The sequence below is a fragment of the Mycobacterium sp. genome, from assembly GCF_047975165.1.
Lineage (GTDB): Bacteria > Actinomycetota > Actinomycetes > Mycobacteriales > Mycobacteriaceae > Mycobacterium.
Genome location: NZ_JBKECZ010000025.1, coordinates 1 through 20,817, shown reverse-complemented (window position 1 = coordinate 20,817; position 20,817 = coordinate 1). Strand labels below are relative to the sequence as shown.

Genomic DNA, 20,817 nt, shown 5'->3' with positions numbered 1-20,817 from the left:
GGGCACATAACATACTAATAATATGTTTTCGATACATTTGATCCGTATCAATGGATATTAGGCCGCGTCAACGTATGAACCGACGGTTTTATCCGGTTCACGGCCGCCCAGAGCGCACGTTCGCGGGCGTTATCGGCCACAAACAGCAACTCGTCACCCGCCTGCAAGACATCGTCGGGCCGCGGCGCGATGACGGAATCCCCGCGAACCACAGTGACCAGTGCGGTGTTGTGCGGCAGATCCAAATCGGCGACCCGCTGCCCCACCGAGGGATTGTCACCCGGCAGGGTCAGCTTCGTCAGGGCGGTACGCCCCTCCCGCAGCCCCATCAGCCGCACCAGATGGCCGATATCGATGGCGCCCTCGATCCCGGCGACCATGGCACCGGGCGTCGAGACCGACACGTCGATACCCCACGCCTGGCCGAACATCCATTCGTTGCGCACATCGTTGATCCTGGCCACCACCCTGGGCACCCCGAACTCGGACTTGGCCAGCAGGCCCACCACCAGGTTGGCCTTGTCGTCCCCGGTTGCGGCAATCACCACATCGCAGGTCTGCACGCCGGCCTCCTGCAGCGAACTCATCTCGCAGGCGTCGGCGTTCAGCCAATCGGCCGCGGGCACCTCGTGCGGCTCGAAGGCCCGCCGTTGCCGCTCGATGAGCAGAACCTTGTGCCCGGCGTCGAGCAACTCACCCGCCAGCGAACGGCCGACGTTTCCCGCACCGGCAATCCCGATCCGCAGCTTGCGCGTCGTCACAGGGCCATCTTGGCTGATTTACTGGCACGGTGCCGCAGTCGGCTCCCTCGTCGCGCAAACCGCGGCAACCACCGATCGAGTTGAACGGGAACGAATGCCCCTCGAACAGCTCTACCTGACCTTGACGTTTGGCGGCCTGGTGCTGCTGGGCAGCATCGTCGGCACCCGGGTGGCCACCGTGGTCGGGTTTCCCAGCCTGCTGCTGTTCCTGCTGGTCGGTGTCGCACTCGGCGAGGACGGGCTGGGCCTGCGGTTCGACGACGTGGTGACGGCCCGCAACGTGGGCACCGCGGCGCTGGCGGTGATCCTGGTGGAAGGCGGTCTGACCACCCGGTTCGGCGATATCCGCAAAGTGCTGGCGCCGGCGGCCGCGCTGGGCACCATCGGCGTGATCGTCAGCACCGTCGTCACCGCGGTGAGCACCCACCTGCTGCTGGGCACCACCTGGCAGCTGGCCCTGCTGCTCGGGGCGATCGTGTCCTCCACCGACGCCGCGGCGGTGTTCTCGGTGCTGCGGGTGCTGCCGGTGCCCCGGCGGCTGATCGGGCTGCTGGAAGCCGAATCCGGCTTCAACGACGCCCCGGGCGTGATCCTGGTGCTGACGTTCAGCGTGATGCCGTTCGCCTTCGACCCCCAGCATGCGGTGACCGGCCTGGTGTACGAGCTGGTGGCCGGTACCGCAATCGGGTTGGCGGTCGGCTACCTGGGCGCCTTCGCGCTGCGCCGTTTCGCGTTGCCGGCGTCCGGGCTGTATCCGATCGCCACCTTCGGGTTGGGGCTGGTCGCATTCGCCGTCGCCGGTGACGCCGAGGCCAGTGGATTCATCGCGGCCTACCTGTCAGCCGTCGTGCTGGCCAACTCGGGGTTGCCACACCGCTCGGCCACCCGGTCGTTCGCCGAAGGGGTCGGCTGGCTGGCCCAGATCGGCCTGTTCGTGCTGCTCGGCCTGCTGGCCAACCCCCGCGAGCTCACCGACGACATACTGCCGGCGATCGTCGTGGGCCTGATATTGCTGCTGCTGTCGCGGCCGATCTCGGTGGTGGCCACGCTGACCTGGTTCGGCATCCCTTGGCGCGAACGAGCGTTCGTGTCGTGGGCCGGCCTGCGGGGCGCGGTGCCGATCGTGCTGGCGACCTTCCCCATCGTGGAGGGCATCCCGGGCAGTTACCGGATACTCAACATCGTTTTCGTCCTGGTGGTGGTGTTCACCCTGATCCAGGCGCCCAGCCTGCGCCCCATGGCCCGTCTGCTGGGCCTGATCTCCCGCGAGGCGACCCGCGAGATCCAGGTCGAAGCCGCCCCGCTGGACATGCTCGACGCCGAGCTGCTGACCATGACCGTGCGAAAGCCGTCGCGCATGCACAACGTCACCGTCCTGGAGCTGCGCCTGCCCGACCCCACGGTGATCACGCTCATCATCCGCAACGGCCACACGTTCGTTCCCACACCGGACACCCGGATCGAAACCGGCGACGAGCTGCTGATCGTCACGACCAGCAAGACCCGGGCCGCCGCCGAGGCCAGGCTGCGCGCGGTCAGCCGCCGCGGGAAGCTCGCGCACTGGTTCGACGAGTACGGCGAGTTTGAATGACCGGGCAGAACGGCCGCAGCGGCCTACGTCTGGCCCACCAGCCCCTTCAGCCACGGGACGAAGTCGAAATAGCCGGCGACAAAGCTACCGGTGTTGAAAAGCCCGGAATAGAGGCCGCTAACCGTGGGAGAGCCGGGCGGATCTCCGGCGAACACGGTGGGGACACCGGTATTGAACCAGCCGGATCCGTTTCCGTTGGAGTCAGTGCCACCCTGGAAGGTGTTGTAGAAGCCTGACGCGGGAAAGCGCTTCAGCCCATCGTCGCTGACGGTATTGCCGAAGCCCGACATGCCGGCGGGACCGTTGTTGCCGTATCCGGAGCTTTCCAGCGGCCCATCGATGTTGAAGAACGACCCGGTGTTCAGGTCACCCGAGTTGAAGTTCCCGGTGTTACTGACACCGGAGTTGCCATTGCCCGTGTTGCCCGAACCCGCGTTCCCCCAACCGGTGTTGAGACTGCCGGCATTCGAGGTGCCGACGTTGGCGTCCCCGGCATTGAAGAAGCCGATGTTGCCGACGCCGGCGTTGCCTATACCGATGCTCTGAATTTTGCCGAAGTCCTCGGGAACGACGTTGGCACCGGAACTGAACAGGCCGACATTGCCGTCACCGGAGTTGAAGAACCCGATGTTGTTCGTGCCGGAGTTGAACAGCCCGAGGTTGCCAGTACCGGAGTTGCCGTCGAAGTGGAACTGCCCGGTCATCTGGTCGTAGTAGGCGCCACCAACCCCGATCAGATGATCCCCGGTCAACCCGAACCCGATGTTGTTATTGCCGGTGTTGCCGAAGCCCTGATTGAAGTCCCCGGTGTTGGCTATCCCGTGGTTACCGTTGCCCAGATTGCCCCAGCCCAGGACGTTGGCGTCACCGAGGTTGCCCGACCCGATGTTCCAATCGCCCAGATTGCCCTTACCAAGGTTCCATTCTCCGAGATTGCCGGCACCGATGTTCTGGATGCCCAGGTTGCCGGATCCGGTGTTGCCGCTGCCGAAATTGCCGAAACCATTGTTGCCCGCCCCGATACCACCCGTTATGCCCAAAAAGGCCAAATCCGCGGAGTCACTGTTGTTCCCGGCACCGATATTGCCGCCACCCTTGTTCCCCGCACCATAGTTGGGGGCCTCGTCGGCGGCACTGCCAACCGCTGCCGCGCTGGCACCACTGCCGAACAGCCCGCCGATCACCGGCAGCCCCTGCAACGCTTGCTGCCACGACGACAACTGCTCCGCCGCCGCCGACGCACCGCCGTAATAGCCGAACATCGCCGCCACATCCGCGGCCCAGAACTCCTCGTAGATGCCCTCGGCCGCCGCAATCATCGGACCGTTGAGGCCCAGGAAGTTCGACCGCACCAACTGCACAAAAGCGTTGCGGTTCGCCGCAATCGCCTCCGGGTTGATCATGGCGGATTTGGCGGTTTCGAACGCGCTGGCCACCGCATTGGCCTGACCCGACGCCGCCGGACCCTGCCACGCCTGACCGGTCAAATTCGACGTCACCGACGAGAACGAACTGGCCGCGCTACCCAACTCCTCGGCCAGGCCGTTCCAGGCCGCCGCGGCCGCCAACATCGGCCCCGAACCGGCACCCAACAACATCCGCAACGAATTGATTTCCGGCGGCAACCCCACAAAGCTCACAATGAGCCCCCCGTTCCCATCGGACCCCGTGTGGTACTTCGCGAAGCACATTGGGGCGCAACCCGATACAGTTGCCCCGGGCTACCCGAACCTCGGCTCACCCAGCGTAAACACAGCGTCCTCGACAAACGCGCCGATGTGAAACCCCGGACGCAACCACGTCGCCAGTCTGCCCTCCGAGGAGACACCGACGGTGACGATCGCGGGCCGGATACGCCCGGAGAAACTCAGCAGCGAATCGCCGATCCGCCCGTCGGCGAACTGCTGGCGCGCGCTGCCCTTGGCTTTCATCGGCACGGCCGGACCGGTCACCCGCGGCGTGGCGCCGACCGTCCAGGATGGCCCGTCGCTGCTGCTGCCGGAGAACCGCTTACCGTCGGCCAACTCGCCGTCGAAGCGGGCCAAAGTCTTGGGCATCGCCCAATTGGTGCGCCCACCCACCAGGCTGGTCGGCGAATCCACCGACATGAACGCCACATTGCCCCAGGGCCGCACACCGGAGCGGGAACCCACGATGCCCAGCACCTCGTCGTAGGCGCCGACGGGCGTGTCGCTATACCGGACGAACGCACCCAGGGTGACCAGCGCGCCGCCGCCCCTCAGACCCGACGGCAACACCGCGGCCGCCGCCCGCCCACCCCGGCCCAGCCACAGCACCGCCGAGCAACGGCACTCCCACGGCGCCGGCGCCTCGTTGGCGGGCAGGGTCGCCGCCAGCGCCTCGCTGAGCACCGTCTCGGACACCCCGGGCAGCCCGGTCAACTCCACACGCGTCATGGCTACCCCTGAGCCTCCCGGCCTTCGACCTTCGCCTGATAGGCCGCCCGCTTTTCCCGATCCAACTCCGAGGTCACCTTGGTACCCCCGGTCAACCGAAAAGCGGTGTCGACGAGCCGAGTCGGGATCACAGCGGTCCCCCGTGCGACCAGCCCCACCGACTTCGGCACGAACACCGTGCGGGATTCGCCGTTGGCCAATTCGGAGACCACCGCGGAGGCGACATTTTCGGGATTGACCACCAGGAACCGTTCCAGTGGCCCCGGCGCCGCCATGCCCGCGATCAGCTCGGTGCGCACGAAGCCCGGACAAATCGCCGAGACGTGCACCCCGCTGCCCCGCCATTCCTGGCGCAGCGCCTCGCTGAAGCCGACCACCGCATACTTGGCTGCGCAGTAGGTGGCCGCGTTCGGCGACGCCAGGGTGCCCATCACCGAGGCGATATTGACAATGTGCCCAGATCCCTGCTCGGCGAACCGGGCTCCGGCCAACCGGGTGCCGGTCATCACCCCGAGCACGTCGATCTCCAGGGTGCGCCGGGTGACGTCGGGGCTCTCTTCCAGGAACGGCCCGATCGGCATGATTCCCGCATTGTTGACCAGCACGTCAAGACCCCCGAGGTCCTCGGCAGCCATGGCCAGGAACGTCTCGAAACCGGCTGGGTCCGTCACATCGAGGCGGTAACCGGTTGCTGCCGAACCCAATTCGGTGGCCGTCTGCTTGACCGCGTCTTCCTGGACGTCGCCGAGGGCCACCGTGGCGCCCGCTGCCAGCAGCGCCTCCCCGATCGCCCGGCCGATCCCCTGTGCCCCACCGGTGATGGCGACCCGTCGTCCGCGCAAATTGGCCATACTGCTCAGAATGTCACACCCGCTGCTGGCGGCTGCGCGGACTTCAGCCTCCGGCCGCGGCCAGCGGGGTCGCTCACCCAGTCCCCGCCCAAGCCCGCCCGGACTTCACTGCCGGGCCGCGGCCAGCGGGGTCGCTATATCTTCCAGGGACTTGCCCTCGGCGTCGACGGCCAGGAACCAGGCGATGACCCCGCCGGCGATCATCACCGCCGCACCCAGCAGGTACCCCCAGAACAGCGGCGTGGGCGAGGGCTGGGCATCGTCACCGATGAACGCGCCGTAGATGACCGGACCAAGGGCCCCGAAGCACTGGGCGATCGCAAAGAACACCGCGATCGCCTTTGCGCGGACCTCGAGCGGGAAGATCTCGCTCACCGTCAGATAGCCGGCACTGGCGCCGGGAGAAGCGATGAAGAAGATCACGCACCAGGCGATCGTCTGGGTGACGGCGTTAAGCACACCGGCCTCGAACAGGGCCGCGCTGACCGCCAGCAGCAGCCCGGACAGCACATAGGTGCCGGTGATCATCCTGCGCCGGCCGACGGTGTCGAAGAAGTAGCCGAGTGTCAACGGCCCCAACAGGTTTCCGACGGCGAACGCGATCAGATACAGCGGGCCGGACTCTTTGGGGACGTGGTAGAACCTGCTCAGCACCAGCGTGTAGGTGAAGAAGATGGCGTTGTAGAGGAACGACTGGCTGATCATCAGCGTGGCGCTCAGCACGGCCCGGCTGGGGTAGACCCGGAACAACACCCGCGTCAGCGCCAGATAGCCGATGTGCTTGGCGGGCCGCAACTCGATGGCCTCGGCGTTGTCGACGGTCGGCAGCTCGATCCCGGTGGCCGCGACTTCCCGCTCGATCCCGGCGATGGTCTGCTCGGCTTCGGCTTCGCGGCCGTTCATCACCTGCCAGCGCGGGCTTTCCGGCAGGTTGCGCCGGACCAGCAGGATCACCACCGCTAGTGCCGGGCCGAGCAGGAAGGACAGCCGCCAGCCCAGGCTCAGATCGACCACCTTGAGAAAGACGAACGTACCCAGGGTACCGAGAATCGCCCCGGCCCAGTAGGTACCGTTGACCGCGATGTCCACCCGGCCCCGGTAGCGAGCGGGAATCAACTCGTCGATCGCGGAGTTGATCGCGGCATACTCGCCGCCGATACCCATTCCGGCGATGAACCGGGTGGCATAGAGGAAGGCGATCCAACCGGCGCTGTTGCCCACAGTGAACGCGGTGAGGCCACTGCCCAGCAGGTACACCCCGAGGGTGGCCATGAACAGGTTGCGCCGGCCCAGCCTGTCCGACAGGCTGCCGAAATACAGTGCGCCGACAACCTCGCCGGCCAGATACACCGTCGCCACCAGCCCGACCGCCACCGACGACAGGTGCAGCGTCCTGGGGTCGGTGAGGGTTCCGGCCACCGCGCTGGCCACGGTGATCGTCAGACCGTCGAGCACCCAGGCCACCCCGAGTGCGACCACCAGCCGGGTGTGGAACGGCGACCAGGGCAGCCGGTCGATGCGGGCCGGGATCAGGCTGCGGATCGAACCGCTCGCTTCGCCTGGGGTCGGCTCCTGGTCAGTCGGCACACCGATGCAGGGTACTCACGACGCATTCCCGCCGGTACCCCGTCAGGAGATATCGGCCTTCAGCGCCGCCAGCGCCGCGGTACTGAACCGGGCGAGCTCCGCGGCCTCGCCGGCGTCCAGGGCATCGGTGTAGATCTGCGCCATCCGGCGGTTGGTCCACTGCTCGACCTCGCTGTAGAGGTCCTTTTTGTCCGCGCCGTCGGCGAACGGCTCCGGCCAGCCGAACATCCTGGTGTACTCGGCGCCCTTGTTGAGCATGTGCGCTTCCACCGCACTGATCCCGGACAGGTTCAGGGCGTTGAAATGAACCCCGGCCCGCATCTCCCGCAGCACGAACATCACCTGCAGCGCCCGGGCGGGCGCGTCGTCGGCCAGTGGCATCGTGCGCCAGCCGGCGAAGAGCGGAAGGGCTCCGTTGGGCACCGCGGCAATGATCTTCTCCCCCAGCTCGGCGATGCGGCCCAGGCCCTCGGCGCCGGTGAGGTGGCGGCGGGCGAACCCGGCCAGCTGCTCCCAGTAGCGTTCGGCAGCGCCGGTGGCACCGTGGACCGCAACGCCGTCGCCCCACAGCGCACCGAGTGTCGCGGGCTCGAACACCACGAACGCCGAGTCGACCGCGGCGGCGCTGGCCTCGCCCAGCACGCCGGCCCGGCCGGCGACGTAGCCCGCCAGCGGGTTGGTGTAGCCGGCCGCGACGCTCTCGGCGAACGTCTCGGGGTGCAGCATGAACAGCCCGATGGCTTCCTCTATAGGCGCTCCCGCCGCGCGGGCCGCGTCGAACATGGCGTCAGTGCTCATGGCGAATCTTCCTTCGCGTCGGTTGTCCGCCGGAAAATCCGGCCGCGCTGTAAATCTCGGTGAACTCCCCGAGTATCGCACCGGAGGCAGGTATCGCACCGGCGGCATGGGGCCGCCGAAGTGCTGTGGTTGCGTTGAGAGGTGCGGCGTAGATACGTCGTATACTAACGACATGACTACGACTGAGGTCGTCGCGGCATCCGAGCTCGATGCGCTTTTCGGCCGAGTCAATAGCGCGACGAAGTTGCTACAGCGCTCTACCACCGTTCCCGACGAGGTTGCTCGACTCGTCGACAGTTTCGAGCGGACACTGGGCGCGGCGACGCCGTTGCGCCTCCAAGCCGACCCATATCTGACGACAACGCTGTGGGCCGCGGCGTTTCGAGCAGAGAAAGCACTTCGTCACGACAACGACGGGCAGCAACGTCGGGACCTGCGCGTTGCACTCGAGCAATTCCGCCATGCGCTCCGCGACATTGTCGAGAATCAGCCCTATAGCGACAATGCTCCGATCCGCGACATTCTCAGCAAAACGGCTGAAGTCCTCGCCGCCCCGCAGAAGACCTTTGCCGAGCTACTCGGAGTCTCCGTTCGTCAGCTTCAGCGCTGGCTCTCTCATGACGGCGCGGAGCCTGCCGCCGAGGACGCCGCCCGAACCCGCGTTGTGGGGCAGCTGGTGAATCAGTTGCGCCATTCCTTTACCGGTCCAGGGGTCATCGCCTGGTTCGATCGGGAACATCCAGTATTGCGTCAGCAGCCGATCAACCTGCTCGATGATCCTCTGCAGTACCCGGCCCTCCTTCGAGCGGCAACCGCCACACGTGCCATGACCGCATGAAACTAACGGTATTCCGTCACGCATCGTATGACTCACCGTGGTGGGCATTCCCCAGCTCGCGCGCCGGCCGTTTCCACCGCGCGAAAAGCCAAACCGTCCAGTACCTGAGTCTGCATCCGCTTGGCCCAGCGGCCGAGATGCTTCGCCATAACCTCGGCCCCACAGGCAATCCCGATGATGTCGTCGTGAATTTGTGGACCGCAGTCATTGACGTGGACAACCCCATACGGGTCGACTTCGACGACTGCGTCACATACGGGCTGACAGCTGACGAGCTAATCGGTGACGATTACACCCCGACACAAGCATTGGCCGATACCATTCGAACCGGCCGTGCGGCAGCAATGATCGTGCCATCCGCCGCGCTACCGGGAACCCACAACCTGATCCTCTTTGGGGTGCGGGTTCTGAACCCTTACCTGGACCCTGCCCGAACCCCTGAGGAAGTCCCGACCGGGCACCTTTCCGACGGCGCACATCCCCCGGCCGAGGTGGCCGCGCACGTGCGCTGGTTCGGCGCACCGCACACCGCGGTAGAGCAGTGGAAGGCGACCGGCAGCTACGACCTGTTCGACGATCCAATCGCAACACGCTGGTAGCGGACCGGCCCTCGCCACGCCAGCGGGGATGAATACCCCCCAGCCCGCGACCGGCCATAGTGCCACGGTGGTCAGCGAGTGGATCGGATGCGCCGATGCTGGGTCCTTCGCGAGCGTAACGTGGTTGCGATTTTGCGCTCCGGATTTCGCCCTGGCGTTACGCTCGCGAGCAAGCGGGCTCGGCCAGTGCGGCATGCCCACCGGCAACGATCCCTCGGGCCTGGTCGAGCAGAATGCCCAGCTCAGCATCGGTATGCGCCGAGCCAAGATGCGCCAGGATCGCCACCGGGCGAATCTACCCGCCTAGTACCCCAAAAGGCCACCCGATCACGCAAATCCACAGGTCAAAGGCCTAACGAAGCAGAATCTCGGAGACTGTGTCCGAAGTCAGGCCGAGCATTGACAAATACGTTCACAACCCCCACGAAAACGGCCCCCGGAGTCTCCTCCGAGGGCCGTTTCACCTAGTAGCGGGGACAGGATTCGAACCTGCGACCTCTGGGTTATGAGCCCAGCGAGCTACCGAGCTGCTCCACCCCGCGTTGGCGAACGCAAGGCTACCCAACACCGGCGGACCTCGCCAAATCGCGTGCTCACCGGGCTTCGGCAGCAGGTGCTACCCGGAGTTGTTGAACTTGGTGATGGCCTCGTCGAGGCGCTGCAGCGCCGACCCGTAGGCCGCGAAGTCGCCCTTCTTCTGGGCTTCCCGAGCCTGGCCGATGGCCACCTGAATCTCCTGCAGCGCCGCGGATCTCTCCGCCGACAGGGTTGCCGAACCCTCGGGGGCGGGGGGCACCGCGGCCGGCAGTGGCGGCGGCGGACTCGCCGGACCGACGGCGGGTTGCTTGGCGCCGGCCGCCGGTGGCGGCTCGTCCGGACGGTTTGCCTGCGCACCGGCCTCGGTGGGCTGGATTCCGGTAGCCGCGGCAGCCGCGCCCGGACCGAACAGCCCGGTGAGGGCGTCACCGACCGTCGGGCCGTAGCCGATCTTGTCGTTGTACATCATCGCCACCCGGATCAGTCGCGGATACGACGACGCCGCGTCACTGGAGCCCGGAGACGCGTAGACGGGCTCGACATACAGCAGACCGCCCTGGCCCACCGGCAGTGTGAGCAGATTCCCCCACTTGATGCGGTTCTGGTTGTCGCGGCCGATCACACCGAGGTCCTGGGACACCGCGGGATCGGTGGTGATCGCGTTGTTGGCCAGTTTCGGGCCGTTGACCTGGCCCGGGATGGTCAGCACGGTGATCCTGCCGTACGTCGCGGGATCGGAGCTGGCGCTGATGTAGGCCGCGAGATAGTCCCGCTTGAACCGGTTCATCGCGCTGATCAGCTGGTAGGACGCCGAATTATCGTTTTTGGCAATGTTTTTCGCGACGATGTAGTAGGGCGGCTGAAAGCTGCTGGCGGTCGGGTTCGGATCCAGCGGCACGTCCCAGAAGTCCGAGGTGGAGAAGAACGTCACCGGGTCGTTGACGTGGTATTTGGCCAGCAGCATGCGCTGCACCTTGAACAGATCCTCGGGATAGCGCAGATGTTCGGCGAGTTCGGGTGTGATGTCGCTCTTGGGCCTGACCGTACCGGGGAACACCCGCATCCAGGCCTTGAGGACCGGGTCGGTCTCGTCCTGCTGGTAGAGCCGCACGGTGCCGTCGTAGGCGTCCACCGTCGCCTTGACCGAGTTGCGGATGTAGGAGACCTTCTTGTCGGGAATCAGCCGGTTGAATGCCACCTCGTTGGAGTCCAGTGTCGCCGAGGACAGCGAGGTGAGCTGGGAGTAGGGGTAGTTGTCCAGGGTCGTGTAGCCGTCGATGACCCACACCATCCGCTTGTCGACGATCGCGGGATACACCGCACTGTCGGTGGTCAGCCACGGCGCCACCGCCTCCACCCGCTCCGCCGGGTCGCGGTTGAACAGGATCTTGCTGTCGGACCCGATCACGTTGGAGAACAAGAAGTTTCGCTCGGCGAACTTGGCGGCGAACACACCGCGGGCCAGCCAGCTGCCGACCGGAACGCCTCCGCTGCCGGTGTAGGTGTAGTTCTTCGTCTCGACGCTGGTCTCGTAGTCGTATTCGCGGTCGGCGCCGGTCCTGCCGACGATCGCGTAGTCGGCCGACGCGCTGGCGATGACCGGCCCGTAATAGATTCGCGGCTGGTCCAGCCGCGCCGGCCCGTCGGAGACAATGCTGCCGTTGGCCCCGACGACGTTGACCAGGAACTGCGGGTAGCCGCCATTCTGGTTCGGATCGTTGGCGATGCCGCGCACGGTGTTGGCCGGTGAGGCGATGAAGCCGTTACCGTGCGTGTAGACGGTGTGCCGGTTGATCCAGTCGCGCTGATTGTCGATCAGCCGGGCCGGGTTGAGCTCGCGGGCGGCGACGACGTAGTCGCGCAGGTTCCCGCGACCGTCCACATACCGGTCGATGGACAACTGGTCGGGGAAATAGTAGAAGTTCTTGCCCTGCTGGAACTGCGTGAAAGCCGGGCTGACGATGGTGGGATCCAGCAGCCGGATATTCGACGTGGTCGCCCGGTCGGACGCGACCTGCTGCGCCGTTGCCCGGCCGTCACCGCTGTAGTTGCGGTAGGTCACCAGGTCCGGTGTCAGTCCGTAGGCCCGCCGGGTGGCCACGATACTGCGGCTGATGTACTCGCTTTCCTTCTGCGCCGCATTGGGCTTGACGCTGATCTGTTCGACAATCAGCGGCCAGCCCGCCCCCACGATCAGCGATGACAGCAGCAGCAGCACCAGCCCGATCACCGGAATCCGCAAATCCCGCAGCACTATCGCCGAGAACACCGCGACCGCGCAGATCAGTGCGATGGCCAGCAAGATCAGTTTCGCCGGCAGCACCGCGTTGATGTCGGTGTAACCCGCGCCGGTGAACGGTTTGCCCCCGCGGGTGTGGGACAGCAACTCGTAGCGATCCAGCCAGTATGCGACGGCCTTGAGCACCACCACCAGCCCGACCAGTGTGATCAGCTGGACGCGCGCCGCGCGGCTCAGCACATTGGCCTGCGCCGTCAGCCGGATACCGCCGAAGAGGTAGTGCGTCAACAGATTCGCCAGGAATGCCAGGAAGACCGAGACGAACAGGTAGGCGAGCACCAGCCGGTAGAACGGTAGGTCGAAGGCGTAGAACCCCAGATCCCTGCCGAATTGCGGATCGCTGACACCGAAGTCGCCCCCGTGCAGGAACAGTTGGATCCGCACCCAGTAGCCCTGCGCGACCAGCCCGGCCAGCAGTCCGATGGCCACCGGGATTCCGCCGGCCACCAACCGCAGTCGGCTCAACACCGCGACGCGGTATCGGGCCACCGGATCGTTGTCGCTGCTCGGGACGAACACCGGGCGGGCGCGGTAGGCCAGGGCGAACCCGGCGAACACGATGCCACCGACCAGCAGCCCGGCCACCAGGAACACCACCAGCCGGGTGACCACCACGGTGGTGAACACCGAGCGATAGCCGAGCTCACCGAACCACAGCCAGTCCACGTAGGTGTCGATCAGCCGCGGGCCGAAGAGCAGCAACACGATCATGGCGAGCGAGATCACCATCAGAATCCGGCCACGCGGAGTCAGCTTCGGCATCCTTGCGGCCGGCCGCATTCCCACTTGCTACGCTCCCCTGCTCATTTTCCGACGTTTCCAACTGTACGCATCGCCGCGGGGCGAACACGGTGCCCGCGCGGCGCTAGCAGCTCGGCATCGCCGCCCCCGAGGTCATGGCATGCAGCGCATCCACCGCGGAATCCAGCGTTTCGACCTTCACCAGATTCAATCCGGAAGGAATATCGGAGACCGCCTCGTAGCAGTTCTTCGCCGGCACCAGGAACACCGTCGCGCCGGCGGCGCGGGCGGCAGCCATCTTGTGGGTGATACCGCCGATCGGGCCGATCTTGCCGTCGACATTGATGGTGCCGGTCCCCGCCACGAACGTCGAACCGACAAGGTCGCCACTGGTGAGCTTGTCGACCACGGCCAGGCTGAACATCAAACCGGCCGACGGGCCGCCGATGTTCGCCAGGTTGAAATCCACCTCGAACGGCGCCCACGGGGCATTCAGCACGGCAACGCCCATGAAGCCGTAGTCACGGTCCTCGTTGCTGCCCAGGGTGATCTCGGCCACACCCGCCGGCTCGTTCTTACGGCGGTAGTCGATGGTGACGACCTGGCCGGGCTTGGTGCCCTTCAGCAAGGTGGTGAACTGCTCGATGTCGGCAACCGGCTGGCGGTCGACCGCGTCGATGGCATCACCGGGCTTGAGCTTCCCCGACGAGGGGCCCTCATCGGAGACCGAGGCCACCGTCACCGCCTCGGGGTACTTCAGGTAACCCAGGGCGGCGTACTCGGCGCTGTCCTCGGAGTTCTTGAAGTCGGCGTCGTTGGCCTTGTCGACCTCGTCGCGCGACTTGCCCGGCGGGTAGACGAGGTCGCGCGGTACCAGCTGCTCCTGACCGGAAATCCACAGCGTGATCGCCTCGCCCAAACTCAACCCGTCGCGCTGGGACACCGTCGTCATATTGAGGTGCCCGGTGGTGGGATGGGTTTCGGTCCCCTCGATCTGCACCACCTGTTTGCCGTCGACCTCACCGAGGGTGTCGAAGGTCGGGCCCGGGCCCAGCGACACAAACGGAACCGTCACCACTGCCAGCAGGACGCCGAACACCACGATGGGGACGAGCGCGACCAGCAAGGTCAGAATCCGCCTGTTCACGCCGACCACACTAATAGGCTGCCCCGACAACAAGCCCAGCCACGGGCATGGCGACGCACCGCGCACCCGGCTTCGGCTGTGAGTACCGTTGACGTCATGGCTGACCCGCCCTTCGGCTTCTCCACCGGAGACGACCCAGATCCCGACTCGCCCGATCCCGGCCGGCAGGGGAAGAAGGATCCGGAATCCGGATCCGGCGCCGACCCATTCGGTTTCGGCGGCGCATTCGACACCGGCGGCGAGTTCAGCATGGCCAACCTCGGGCAGTTGTTCACCCAACTGGGCGAGATGTTCGGCGGCGTAGGCTCGGCGATGGCCTCCGTCAAGGATGCCGGGCCGGTCAACTACAACCTGGCGCGCCAGGTCGCTTCCAGCTCAATCGGTTTCGTCGCACCGATCTCCAGCGCCACCAACTCGGCGATATCCGACGCGGTCCATCTGGCCGAAACCTGGCTCAACGGAGCGACTGCCCTACCGGCCGGCAGCACCCAGGCGGCCGGCTGGAGTCCCGGCGACTGGGTGGACAACTCCCTGGACACCTGGAAGCGGCTGTGCGACCCGATGGCCCGGCAGATTTCGTCGGTGTGGGCCTCCGCGCTGCCCGAGGAAGCCAAGGCCATGGCGGGCCCGCTCATGCAGGTGATGTCGCAGATGGGTGGCATGGCCTTCGGCTCCCAGCTGGGCCAGGCGCTGGGCCGGCTGTCCCGCGAGGTGCTGACCTCGACCGACATCGGCCTGCCATTGGGCCCCAAGGGTGTGGCCGCGATCCTGCCGGAGGCGGTGGAGTCGTTCGCGTCCGGCCTCGAACAGCCCCGCAGCGAGGTCCTCACGTTCCTGGCCGCCCGCGAGGCCGCCCACCACCGGCTGTTCAGCCACGTCCCCTGGCTGTCCAGCCCGCTGCTCGGGGCCGTCGAGGCCTACGCCGAAGGCATGCAGATCGACATGACCGGGATCGAGGAACTGGCCCGGGACTTCAACCCGGCCTCGCTGACCGATCCTGCCGCGATGGAACAACTGATCGGCGAAGGAGTGTTCGAGCCCAAGGCCACCCCCGCGCAGACACAGGCCCTCACCCGGCTCGAAACGCTGCTGGCCCTCATCGAAGGCTGGGTGCAGGTGGTGGTGACCGCGGCACTGGGCGACCGGCTGCCCGGCGAAGCCGCGCTCAGCGAGACGTTGCGTCGGCGGCGGGCCGGCGGAGGCCCCGCCGAACAGACCTTCGCCACCCTGGTCGGGCTGGAGCTGCGGCCGCGCAAACTGCGCGAAGCCGGCGCACTGTGGGAGCGGTTGACCCAGGCCGGCGGCATGGACGTCCGCGACCGGGTCTGGCAGCACCCGGACCTGCTGCCAGGAGCCGACGACCTGGACAATCCGGCCGGCTTCATCGACCGGGTGATCGGCGGGGACACCTGCGGAATCGACGAAGCGATCGCCGCGCTCGACCGCGAAATCCGCGACGCCGGTGACCAGGACGCCGTCGGCACCGACGGCTCCGACGGCTCCGACGGCCGGGCCACCGGGGATGGCGGAATACCTGGGGACAACTGACTACCCGGGGTACCGGGGACGTGGCACCCTGACACCTCATGGCGCGACCCGCACCCTGCCTGTTCACGCTGGATCCAGCCATGCCGGTGCTGATGCGGCCCGACGGCGCGGTGCAGGTGGGCTGGAATCCCACCCGGGCGGTCCTGGTCCACCCGCCCGACGGGCTGACTCCGGCCGACCTGGCGGCGGTGCTGCGGTCCATGCGGTCGCCCACCTCCATCGCCGAGCTGGTGCGGCAATCCTCCGGCCGCGGGTCGGTATGCTCCGACGATCTGAGGGATCTGGTCACCCAGTTGATCGACGCGGGCGTGGCCACCGGTGGCGAGCGCAACGCCCGGGGGCGCGCCGCCTCGATCCGGGTACACGGCCAGGGGCCGCTGTCGGACCTGCTGGTACCGGCCCTGCGCAGCTCCGGGACACGCGTCGTGCACAGCCGCCGGCCCCACGCAACGGTAGCCACCGGCACCGTCGATCTGGTGATGCTCACCGACAATCTGGCAGCCGATCCGCACATCGTGGCGGACCTGCACAGAGCGGGGGTGCCGCACCTGCAGGTTCGGGTGCGCGACGGCACCGGGCTGGTCGGCCCGCTGGTCATCCCCCGGGTTACCAGCTGCCTGAGGTGCGCCGACCTGCACCGGCGGGACCGCGACCCCGCATGGCCGGCGATTGCCGCGCAGCTGCGCGACACCGTCGGGCTGGCCGATCGGGCCACCCTGCTGGCGACGGCCGCGCTGGCACTGGGCCAGGTGAATCGGGTGATCGCCGCGGTCCGCGGGCAGCGGGCCGATCCGCCATCGGCCTTGAACGCGACCTTGGAATTCGATCTCAACGCCAGTACGATCACGGCCCGGCACTGGTCCACACATCCGGGATGCACCTGCTGTGGTGATTCCTCCGCTACCGAAGTGAAATCAATCTAAACAAAGCACTGTCCATCATGGATGATGTGTATGTGTCAGAGATCAAACGCGGCCGCGCCGCACGCAATGCCAAACTCGCCAGCCTGCCGGTCGGCATGGCCGGACGGGCCGCGCTCGGCTTCGGCAAGCGGTTGACCGGCAAGTCCAAAGACGACGTCAACGCCGAGATGATGGAGAAGGCCGCCAATCAGCTGTTCACCGTCCTGGGCGAACTCAAGGGCGGGGCGATGAAGGTCGGCCAGGCCCTGTCGGTGATGGAGGCCGCGGTCCCCGAACAGTTCGGCGAGCCCTACCGCGAGGCCCTGACCAAGCTGCAGAAGGACGCGCCGCCCCTTCCGGCCGACAAGGTCCATCGCGTGCTCGACGCGCAACTGGGCACCAAATGGCGCGAGCGGTTCAGTTCCTTCGACGACGCACCGGTGGCCTCGGCCAGCATCGGCCAGGTGCACAAGGCCGTGTGGTCCGACGGACGCCCGGTCGCCGTCAAGATCCAGTACCCGGGCGCCGACGAGGCACTGCGGGCCGACCTGAAGACCATGCAGCGCATGGTGGGGATCTTCAAACAGCTCGCACCGGGCGCCGACATCCAGGGCGTGCTGGACGAACTGTTCGAGCGCACCGAGATGGAACTGGACTACCGGCTGGAAGCCAACAACCAGCGGGCATTCGCCAAGGCCTACGCCGGCCACCCGCGTTTCGCGGTGCCGCGCGTCGTCGCCAGCGCACCCAAAGTGGTGATCCAGGAATGGATCACCGGTGTCCCGATGGCGGAAATCATCCGCCACGGGTCCCCCGAACAGCGCAATGAGATCGGCGTGCGGCTCCTCGAATTCACCTTCGACGCACCGCGCCGGCTGGAGATGATGCACGGCGACGCCCACCCGGGAAACTTCATGCTGCTGCCCGACGGTCGGATGGGTGTCATCGACTTCGGTGCCGTGGCGCCGCTGCCCGGGGGCTACCCCGTCGAACTGGGGATGACCATCCGGCTGGCCCGCGACAAGAACTACGACCTGTTGTTGCCGACCATGGAGAAGATCGGCTTCATCCAAAAGGGCCAGCAGGTGTCGGTGCGCGAAATCGACGAGATGCTGCGCCAGTACGTCGAACCCATCGAGGTCGAGGCGTTCCACTACACCCGCAAATGGCTGCAGCGGATGACCATCGACCAGTTCGATCGCTCGGTAGCCCAGATCAAGACGGCCCGGCAGATGGACCTGCCGCCCAAACTGGCGATTCCGATGCGGGTGATCGCCTCGGTGTCGGCGATCCTGTGTCAACTCGACGCCACGGTGCCCATCAGGGCCCTGTCCGAGGAGCTGATCCCGGGCTTCACCGAACCGGACGCTGTGCCGGATGCTGCCCCAGCCGCCGACCCCGGCCCGCGAGCGTAACGCCACTGCGAAATCCGGCCCCGGAAATCGCACTGACGTTACGCTCGCGGAGATCGTTAGGCAGCTCGCGTACGCGGACGTCCGCGGGGACGCTTGCGGCTGATCACCGCGCCCCGCTCGAAGATCTCACCGCCCCACACTCCCCACGGCTCGGCGCGATCCAGCGCAGCCTGTAGGCAGCGCCGCCGGACCGGGCAGTCGGCGCACAGCGTCTTGGCACGGTCCAGGTCAGCCGGTATTTCGGCAAACCACAGGTCGGGATCACCGGTGTGACACGGCAGCGGCGGCAGCGCCGGTTCGGCGACGGTCGGTTCCGGCATGTCCTGTGCACCTGCTTCCTGGTGGGCGGTCGGCTGGGATAACGGGGACCCGGACCAGGGAGGTTCGCCTCCGAAAAAACTATGGCCACGGATCCGGGTGACTTCGGGTCCGTGGCCATTCGGCGAGACTGGGATTGCTACGACGCTATGTCGAGCCCCGATCCACGGACGCTTCAGTCGCGGCGGAGACGGCGCGATGCTTGGCACCAGCCACCCCGGCCGCCCCGGCGGCATGGGCGATGCCGGCCACGCGGGTGGCCTTGCGGGTGGCCGCGCGGGTGGCCGCGCGGGTGGCCGCGCGGGGAGCCACGCCCACGCTGGACGCGCAGTTGCCGAACATCGCGGCTACCTCCCGGTGCTATCGCCTGACTGAAAGCCTCCGTGCCCATCGGCACAGTGCGGTTCCGAGGGTACTGCGGGGTGGCTGTCGCCGCCAAACGATTTTTTGACCTGCGAGTTCACCGCGGGCCCGCCTGCCGCACCAACTCCAGCACCTGCGATCCGTACAGCCCGAGCTTGGTGGCGCCGATGCCGGGGATCGCGATCAGTGCGTCGTCGTCGGCGGGCAATGTCTCGGCGATCGCCACCAGGGTGTTGTCGCTGAACACGATGAAGGGCGCCACCTTCTGCTCCTTGGCGACGTCCAACCGCCACGCCTTGAGCGCCAACAGCAGGTCCTCGTCGACGTCACCGGCACACGTCGTACAGCGACGGAGCATGATGGCCGCCGGGCTGGTCAGGTCCTTGTTGCAGACCCGGCACCGCGACGGACCCTTTTTTCGCCGTGACTTGGCCGGCCTCGGCGCGGTGCGCGTCTGGGCCGCCAGGCCGTTGAGGAATCGCGACGGTTTGCGGCTTTGGCGCCCGCCTGCCGCGCGAGCCAGCGCCCAGCTGAGCGTCAACGTCACCCGAGCGCGGGTAATGCCGACATAGAGCAGTCGGCGCTCCTCCTCGACGCGCTCGCTGTCGGGACCATGGGCCAGCGCGTGCGAGATGGGTAACGTGCCGTCGACCAGCCCGACCAGGAACACCGCGTCCCATTCCAGGCCCTTCGCGGCATGCAGCGACGCCAGGGTGACGCCCTGCACCACCGGCGGATGGCGCGAGTCGGCCCGCGTCCGCAATTCGGCGACCAACCCGGGAAGTCGCAGGTCGGGCTGCTGGGCGACCTCGTCGTCGACCAGCTCGGCCAGCGCCGACAGGGCCTCCCAGCGCTCGCGGGCCCGGGTGCCGGCGGGTTCCTCGGCCGTCAACCCCAGTGGCTCCAGGATGGCCCGGACCACGTCAGGCAGCGGGCCTTCGCCGCCCGGCTGGGACACGCGCTCCGCCGCCCGGTTCAACGCCACCAGGGCCTGCTTGATCTCCTGCCGGTTGAAGAACCCTTCGCCACCGCGCACCTGATAGGCGATCCCGGCGTCGGCCAGCGCCGCCTCATACACTTCGGACTGCGCGTTGACCCGGTAGAGGACGGCGATTTCCGACGGCGCCGTACCGGATTCGATCAACTCGGCGATCAACGCGGCGACGGCGGCGGCCTCGGCCGGCTCGTCGGGATGCTCGGCGAACACCGGCGCCGGCCCCGGCTCACGCTGGCCGATCAACTGCAATCTGCTGCCCGCGACCCGGCCGCGCGCGGCGGCGATCACCTGGTTTGCCAGGGTGACCACCTGCGGGGTGGACCGATAGTCGCGTTCCAGCCGCACGACCGTGGCGTCGGGGAAGCGCCGCGAGAAGTCGAGCAGGAAGCGCGGCGAGGCTCCGGTGAACGAGTAGATGGTCTGGTTGGCGTCACCGACGACCGTCAGGTCGTCCCGGTCGCCCAGCCAGGCCGACAACACCCGCTGTTGCAGCGGGGTGACGTCCTGGTATTCGTCGACGACAAAGCACCGGTAGCGGTCCCGGAATTCTTCGGCCACCGAGGCGTCGTTTTCGATCGCCCCGGCGGTATGCAGCAGCAAATCGTCGAAGTCGAGCAGCGCGACGGCCTCATCGCGGACCTTCAGCGCCTCGTAGGCGTGGTAGACGGCCGCGGTTTTCCCGGCATCCAGCGGGGTGTCCCGGCGCGCGGCGGCCACCGCGGCCGGGTACTCCTCGGGTCCGATCAACGACGCCTTGGCCCATTCGATCTCACCCACCAGATCGCGGATGTCGTCGGTGCTGACGTTGAGCCGGCAGCGGCCGGCGGCCCTGGCCACCACCGAGAACTTGGAGTCCAGCAGTTCCCAGCGGGTGTTGCCGACCACCCGCGGCCAGAAGTAGCGCAGCTGGCGATGCGCGGCGGCGTGAAACGTCAGCGCCTGCACGGAGCCTATTCCGCCGCCGGACTGCCCCCCGGCCTCCAGTAGGCGCAGCCGAGAGCGCATCTCCCCGGCCGCGCGCTGAGTGAACGTCACCGCCAGCACCTGCCCGGCCGCGACATGACCGCCGGCGACCAGTTGGGCGATGCGGTGGGTGATGGTGCGGGTT

Annotated in this window: 17 protein-coding genes and 1 tRNA gene; 6 read left to right on the top strand and 12 right to left on the bottom strand. The window is 67.1% G+C overall.

Going from position 1 to position 20,817, the window contains the following annotated elements:
• Positions 1 to 47: 47 nt before the first annotated feature.
• The gene (locus ACK5M9_RS01880; RefSeq protein WP_416891523.1) at positions 48 to 746 is read right to left on the bottom strand and encodes a potassium channel family protein; all 699 of its coding nucleotides are present in this window, start codon (positions 744 to 746) and stop codon (positions 48 to 50) included.
• 109 nt (positions 747 to 855) lie between these two features.
• Here ACK5M9_RS01880 and ACK5M9_RS01875 point away from each other — a divergent pair, with 109 nt between their 5' ends.
• Positions 856 to 2,352, top strand: a complete 1,497-nt coding sequence (locus ACK5M9_RS01875) for a potassium/proton antiporter (RefSeq protein WP_416891513.1) — start codon at positions 856 to 858, stop codon at positions 2,350 to 2,352.
• A gap of 23 nt (positions 2,353 to 2,375) precedes the next feature.
• Here the strand turns inward: ACK5M9_RS01875 and ACK5M9_RS01870 are convergent, their stop codons facing one another.
• From ACK5M9_RS01870 to ACK5M9_RS01850, 5 genes are all read right to left on the bottom strand, one after another.
• Positions 2,376 to 3,995: a PPE domain-containing protein gene (locus tag ACK5M9_RS01870; protein WP_416891522.1), complete on the bottom strand. Its 1,620-nt coding sequence runs from the start codon at positions 3,993 to 3,995 to the stop codon at positions 2,376 to 2,378.
• Between the two features lie 78 nt (positions 3,996 to 4,073).
• On the bottom strand, positions 4,074 to 4,769 hold the full coding sequence (locus tag ACK5M9_RS01865; RefSeq protein WP_416891512.1) for an acetoacetate decarboxylase family protein: 696 nt from the start codon (positions 4,767 to 4,769) through the stop codon (positions 4,074 to 4,076).
• Between the two features lie 2 nt (positions 4,770 to 4,771).
• The gene (locus ACK5M9_RS01860) at positions 4,772 to 5,620 is read right to left on the bottom strand and encodes an SDR family oxidoreductase (protein ID WP_416891511.1); all 849 of its coding nucleotides are present in this window, start codon (positions 5,618 to 5,620) and stop codon (positions 4,772 to 4,774) included.
• Between the two features lie 105 nt (positions 5,621 to 5,725).
• On the bottom strand, positions 5,726 to 7,207 hold the full coding sequence (locus ACK5M9_RS01855; RefSeq protein ID WP_416891510.1) for an MFS transporter: 1,482 nt from the start codon (positions 7,205 to 7,207) through the stop codon (positions 5,726 to 5,728).
• A gap of 42 nt (positions 7,208 to 7,249) precedes the next feature.
• Positions 7,250 to 8,005 (bottom strand): SCO6745 family protein, encoded by a 756-nt coding sequence (locus ACK5M9_RS01850; protein ID WP_416891509.1) that lies wholly within the window; start codon positions 8,003 to 8,005, stop codon positions 7,250 to 7,252.
• 172 nt (positions 8,006 to 8,177) lie between these two features.
• On the opposite strand from ACK5M9_RS01850, the gene ACK5M9_RS01845 reads away from it, so the two are divergent.
• Positions 8,178 to 8,843 carry a hypothetical protein gene (locus ACK5M9_RS01845; RefSeq protein WP_416891508.1) on the top strand — a complete coding sequence of 222 codons (666 nt, stop codon included), beginning with the start codon at positions 8,178 to 8,180 and terminating at the stop codon, positions 8,841 to 8,843.
• Complete coding sequence (locus ACK5M9_RS01840; RefSeq protein WP_416891507.1) at positions 8,840 to 9,442, top strand: RES family NAD+ phosphorylase; 603 nt, start codon at positions 8,840 to 8,842, stop codon at positions 9,440 to 9,442. The genes ACK5M9_RS01845 and ACK5M9_RS01840 overlap by 4 nt, the downstream gene beginning before the upstream one ends.
• A gap of 468 nt (positions 9,443 to 9,910) precedes the next feature.
• On the opposite strand, the gene ACK5M9_RS01835 is transcribed toward ACK5M9_RS01840, so the two are convergent.
• The 3 genes from ACK5M9_RS01835 to ACK5M9_RS01825 form a co-directional block, all read right to left on the bottom strand.
• A tRNA-Met gene (locus ACK5M9_RS01835) sits at positions 9,911 to 9,984 on the bottom strand.
• Positions 9,985 to 10,058: 74 nt separating this feature from the next.
• Positions 10,059 to 13,064: a UPF0182 family protein gene (locus ACK5M9_RS01830; protein ID WP_416891506.1), complete on the bottom strand. Its 3,006-nt coding sequence runs from the start codon at positions 13,062 to 13,064 to the stop codon at positions 10,059 to 10,061.
• Between the two features lie 79 nt (positions 13,065 to 13,143).
• Positions 13,144 to 14,166 (bottom strand): PDZ domain-containing protein, encoded by a 1,023-nt coding sequence (locus ACK5M9_RS01825; protein ID WP_416891505.1) that lies wholly within the window; start codon positions 14,164 to 14,166, stop codon positions 13,144 to 13,146.
• 78 nt (positions 14,167 to 14,244) lie between these two features.
• Here ACK5M9_RS01825 and ACK5M9_RS01820 point away from each other — a divergent pair, with 78 nt between their 5' ends.
• From ACK5M9_RS01820 to ACK5M9_RS01810, 3 genes are read left to right on the top strand one after another with little or no spacing between them, the layout of a single operon-like run.
• Complete coding sequence (locus tag ACK5M9_RS01820; protein WP_416891504.1) at positions 14,245 to 15,714, top strand: zinc-dependent metalloprotease; 1,470 nt, start codon at positions 14,245 to 14,247, stop codon at positions 15,712 to 15,714.
• A gap of 38 nt (positions 15,715 to 15,752) precedes the next feature.
• Entirely contained in the window at positions 15,753 to 16,637 is an 885-nt protein-coding gene (locus ACK5M9_RS01815) for a TOMM precursor leader peptide-binding protein (protein WP_416891503.1), read from the top strand.
• Positions 16,638 to 16,654: 17 nt separating this feature from the next.
• Positions 16,655 to 18,031, top strand: coding sequence for an ABC1 kinase family protein (locus ACK5M9_RS01810; RefSeq protein ID WP_416891502.1), 1,377 nt, complete (start codon positions 16,655 to 16,657; stop codon positions 18,029 to 18,031).
• Positions 18,032 to 18,087: 56 nt separating this feature from the next.
• Here the strand turns inward: ACK5M9_RS01810 and ACK5M9_RS01805 are convergent, their stop codons facing one another.
• The 3 genes from ACK5M9_RS01805 to ACK5M9_RS01795 all read right to left on the bottom strand — a co-directional run.
• Positions 18,088 to 18,351, bottom strand: coding sequence for a WhiB family transcriptional regulator (locus ACK5M9_RS01805; RefSeq protein WP_416891501.1), 264 nt, complete (start codon positions 18,349 to 18,351; stop codon positions 18,088 to 18,090).
• Positions 18,352 to 18,496: 145 nt separating this feature from the next.
• Positions 18,497 to 18,691 (bottom strand): hypothetical protein, encoded by a 195-nt coding sequence (locus tag ACK5M9_RS01800; protein ID WP_416891500.1) that lies wholly within the window; start codon positions 18,689 to 18,691, stop codon positions 18,497 to 18,499.
• 118 nt (positions 18,692 to 18,809) lie between these two features.
• On the bottom strand, positions 18,810 to 20,817 hold a 2,008-nt coding region (locus ACK5M9_RS01795), incomplete at its 5' end, for an ATP-dependent helicase (protein WP_416891499.1).

Bases quoted from the DNA above. Each gene is read 5' to 3' on its own strand.
- ACK5M9_RS01865 (WP_416891512.1), bottom strand. From the start codon at position 4,769: ATGACGCGTGTGGAGTTGACCGGGCTGCCCGGGGTGTCCGAGACGGTG.
- ACK5M9_RS01805 (WP_416891501.1), bottom strand. From the start codon at position 18,351: ATGCCGGAACCGACCGTCGCCGAACCGGCGCTGCCGCCGCTGCCGTGT.
- ACK5M9_RS01860 (WP_416891511.1), bottom strand. From the start codon at position 5,620: ATGGCCAATTTGCGCGGACGACGGGTCGCCATCACCGGTGGGGCACAG.
- ACK5M9_RS01810 (WP_416891502.1), top strand. From the start codon at position 16,655: ATGGATGATGTGTATGTGTCAGAGATCAAACGCGGCCGCGCCGCACGC.
- ACK5M9_RS01815 (WP_416891503.1), top strand. From the start codon at position 15,753: ATGGCGCGACCCGCACCCTGCCTGTTCACGCTGGATCCAGCCATGCCG.
- ACK5M9_RS01845 (WP_416891508.1), top strand. From the start codon at position 8,178: ATGACTACGACTGAGGTCGTCGCGGCATCCGAGCTCGATGCGCTTTTC.
- ACK5M9_RS01850 (WP_416891509.1), bottom strand. From the start codon at position 8,005: ATGAGCACTGACGCCATGTTCGACGCGGCCCGCGCGGCGGGAGCGCCT.
- ACK5M9_RS01800 (WP_416891500.1), bottom strand. From the start codon at position 18,691: ATGTTCGGCAACTGCGCGTCCAGCGTGGGCGTGGCTCCCCGCGCGGCC.
- ACK5M9_RS01875 (WP_416891513.1), top strand. From the start codon at position 856: ATGCCCCTCGAACAGCTCTACCTGACCTTGACGTTTGGCGGCCTGGTG.
- ACK5M9_RS01840 (WP_416891507.1), top strand. From the start codon at position 8,840: ATGAAACTAACGGTATTCCGTCACGCATCGTATGACTCACCGTGGTGG.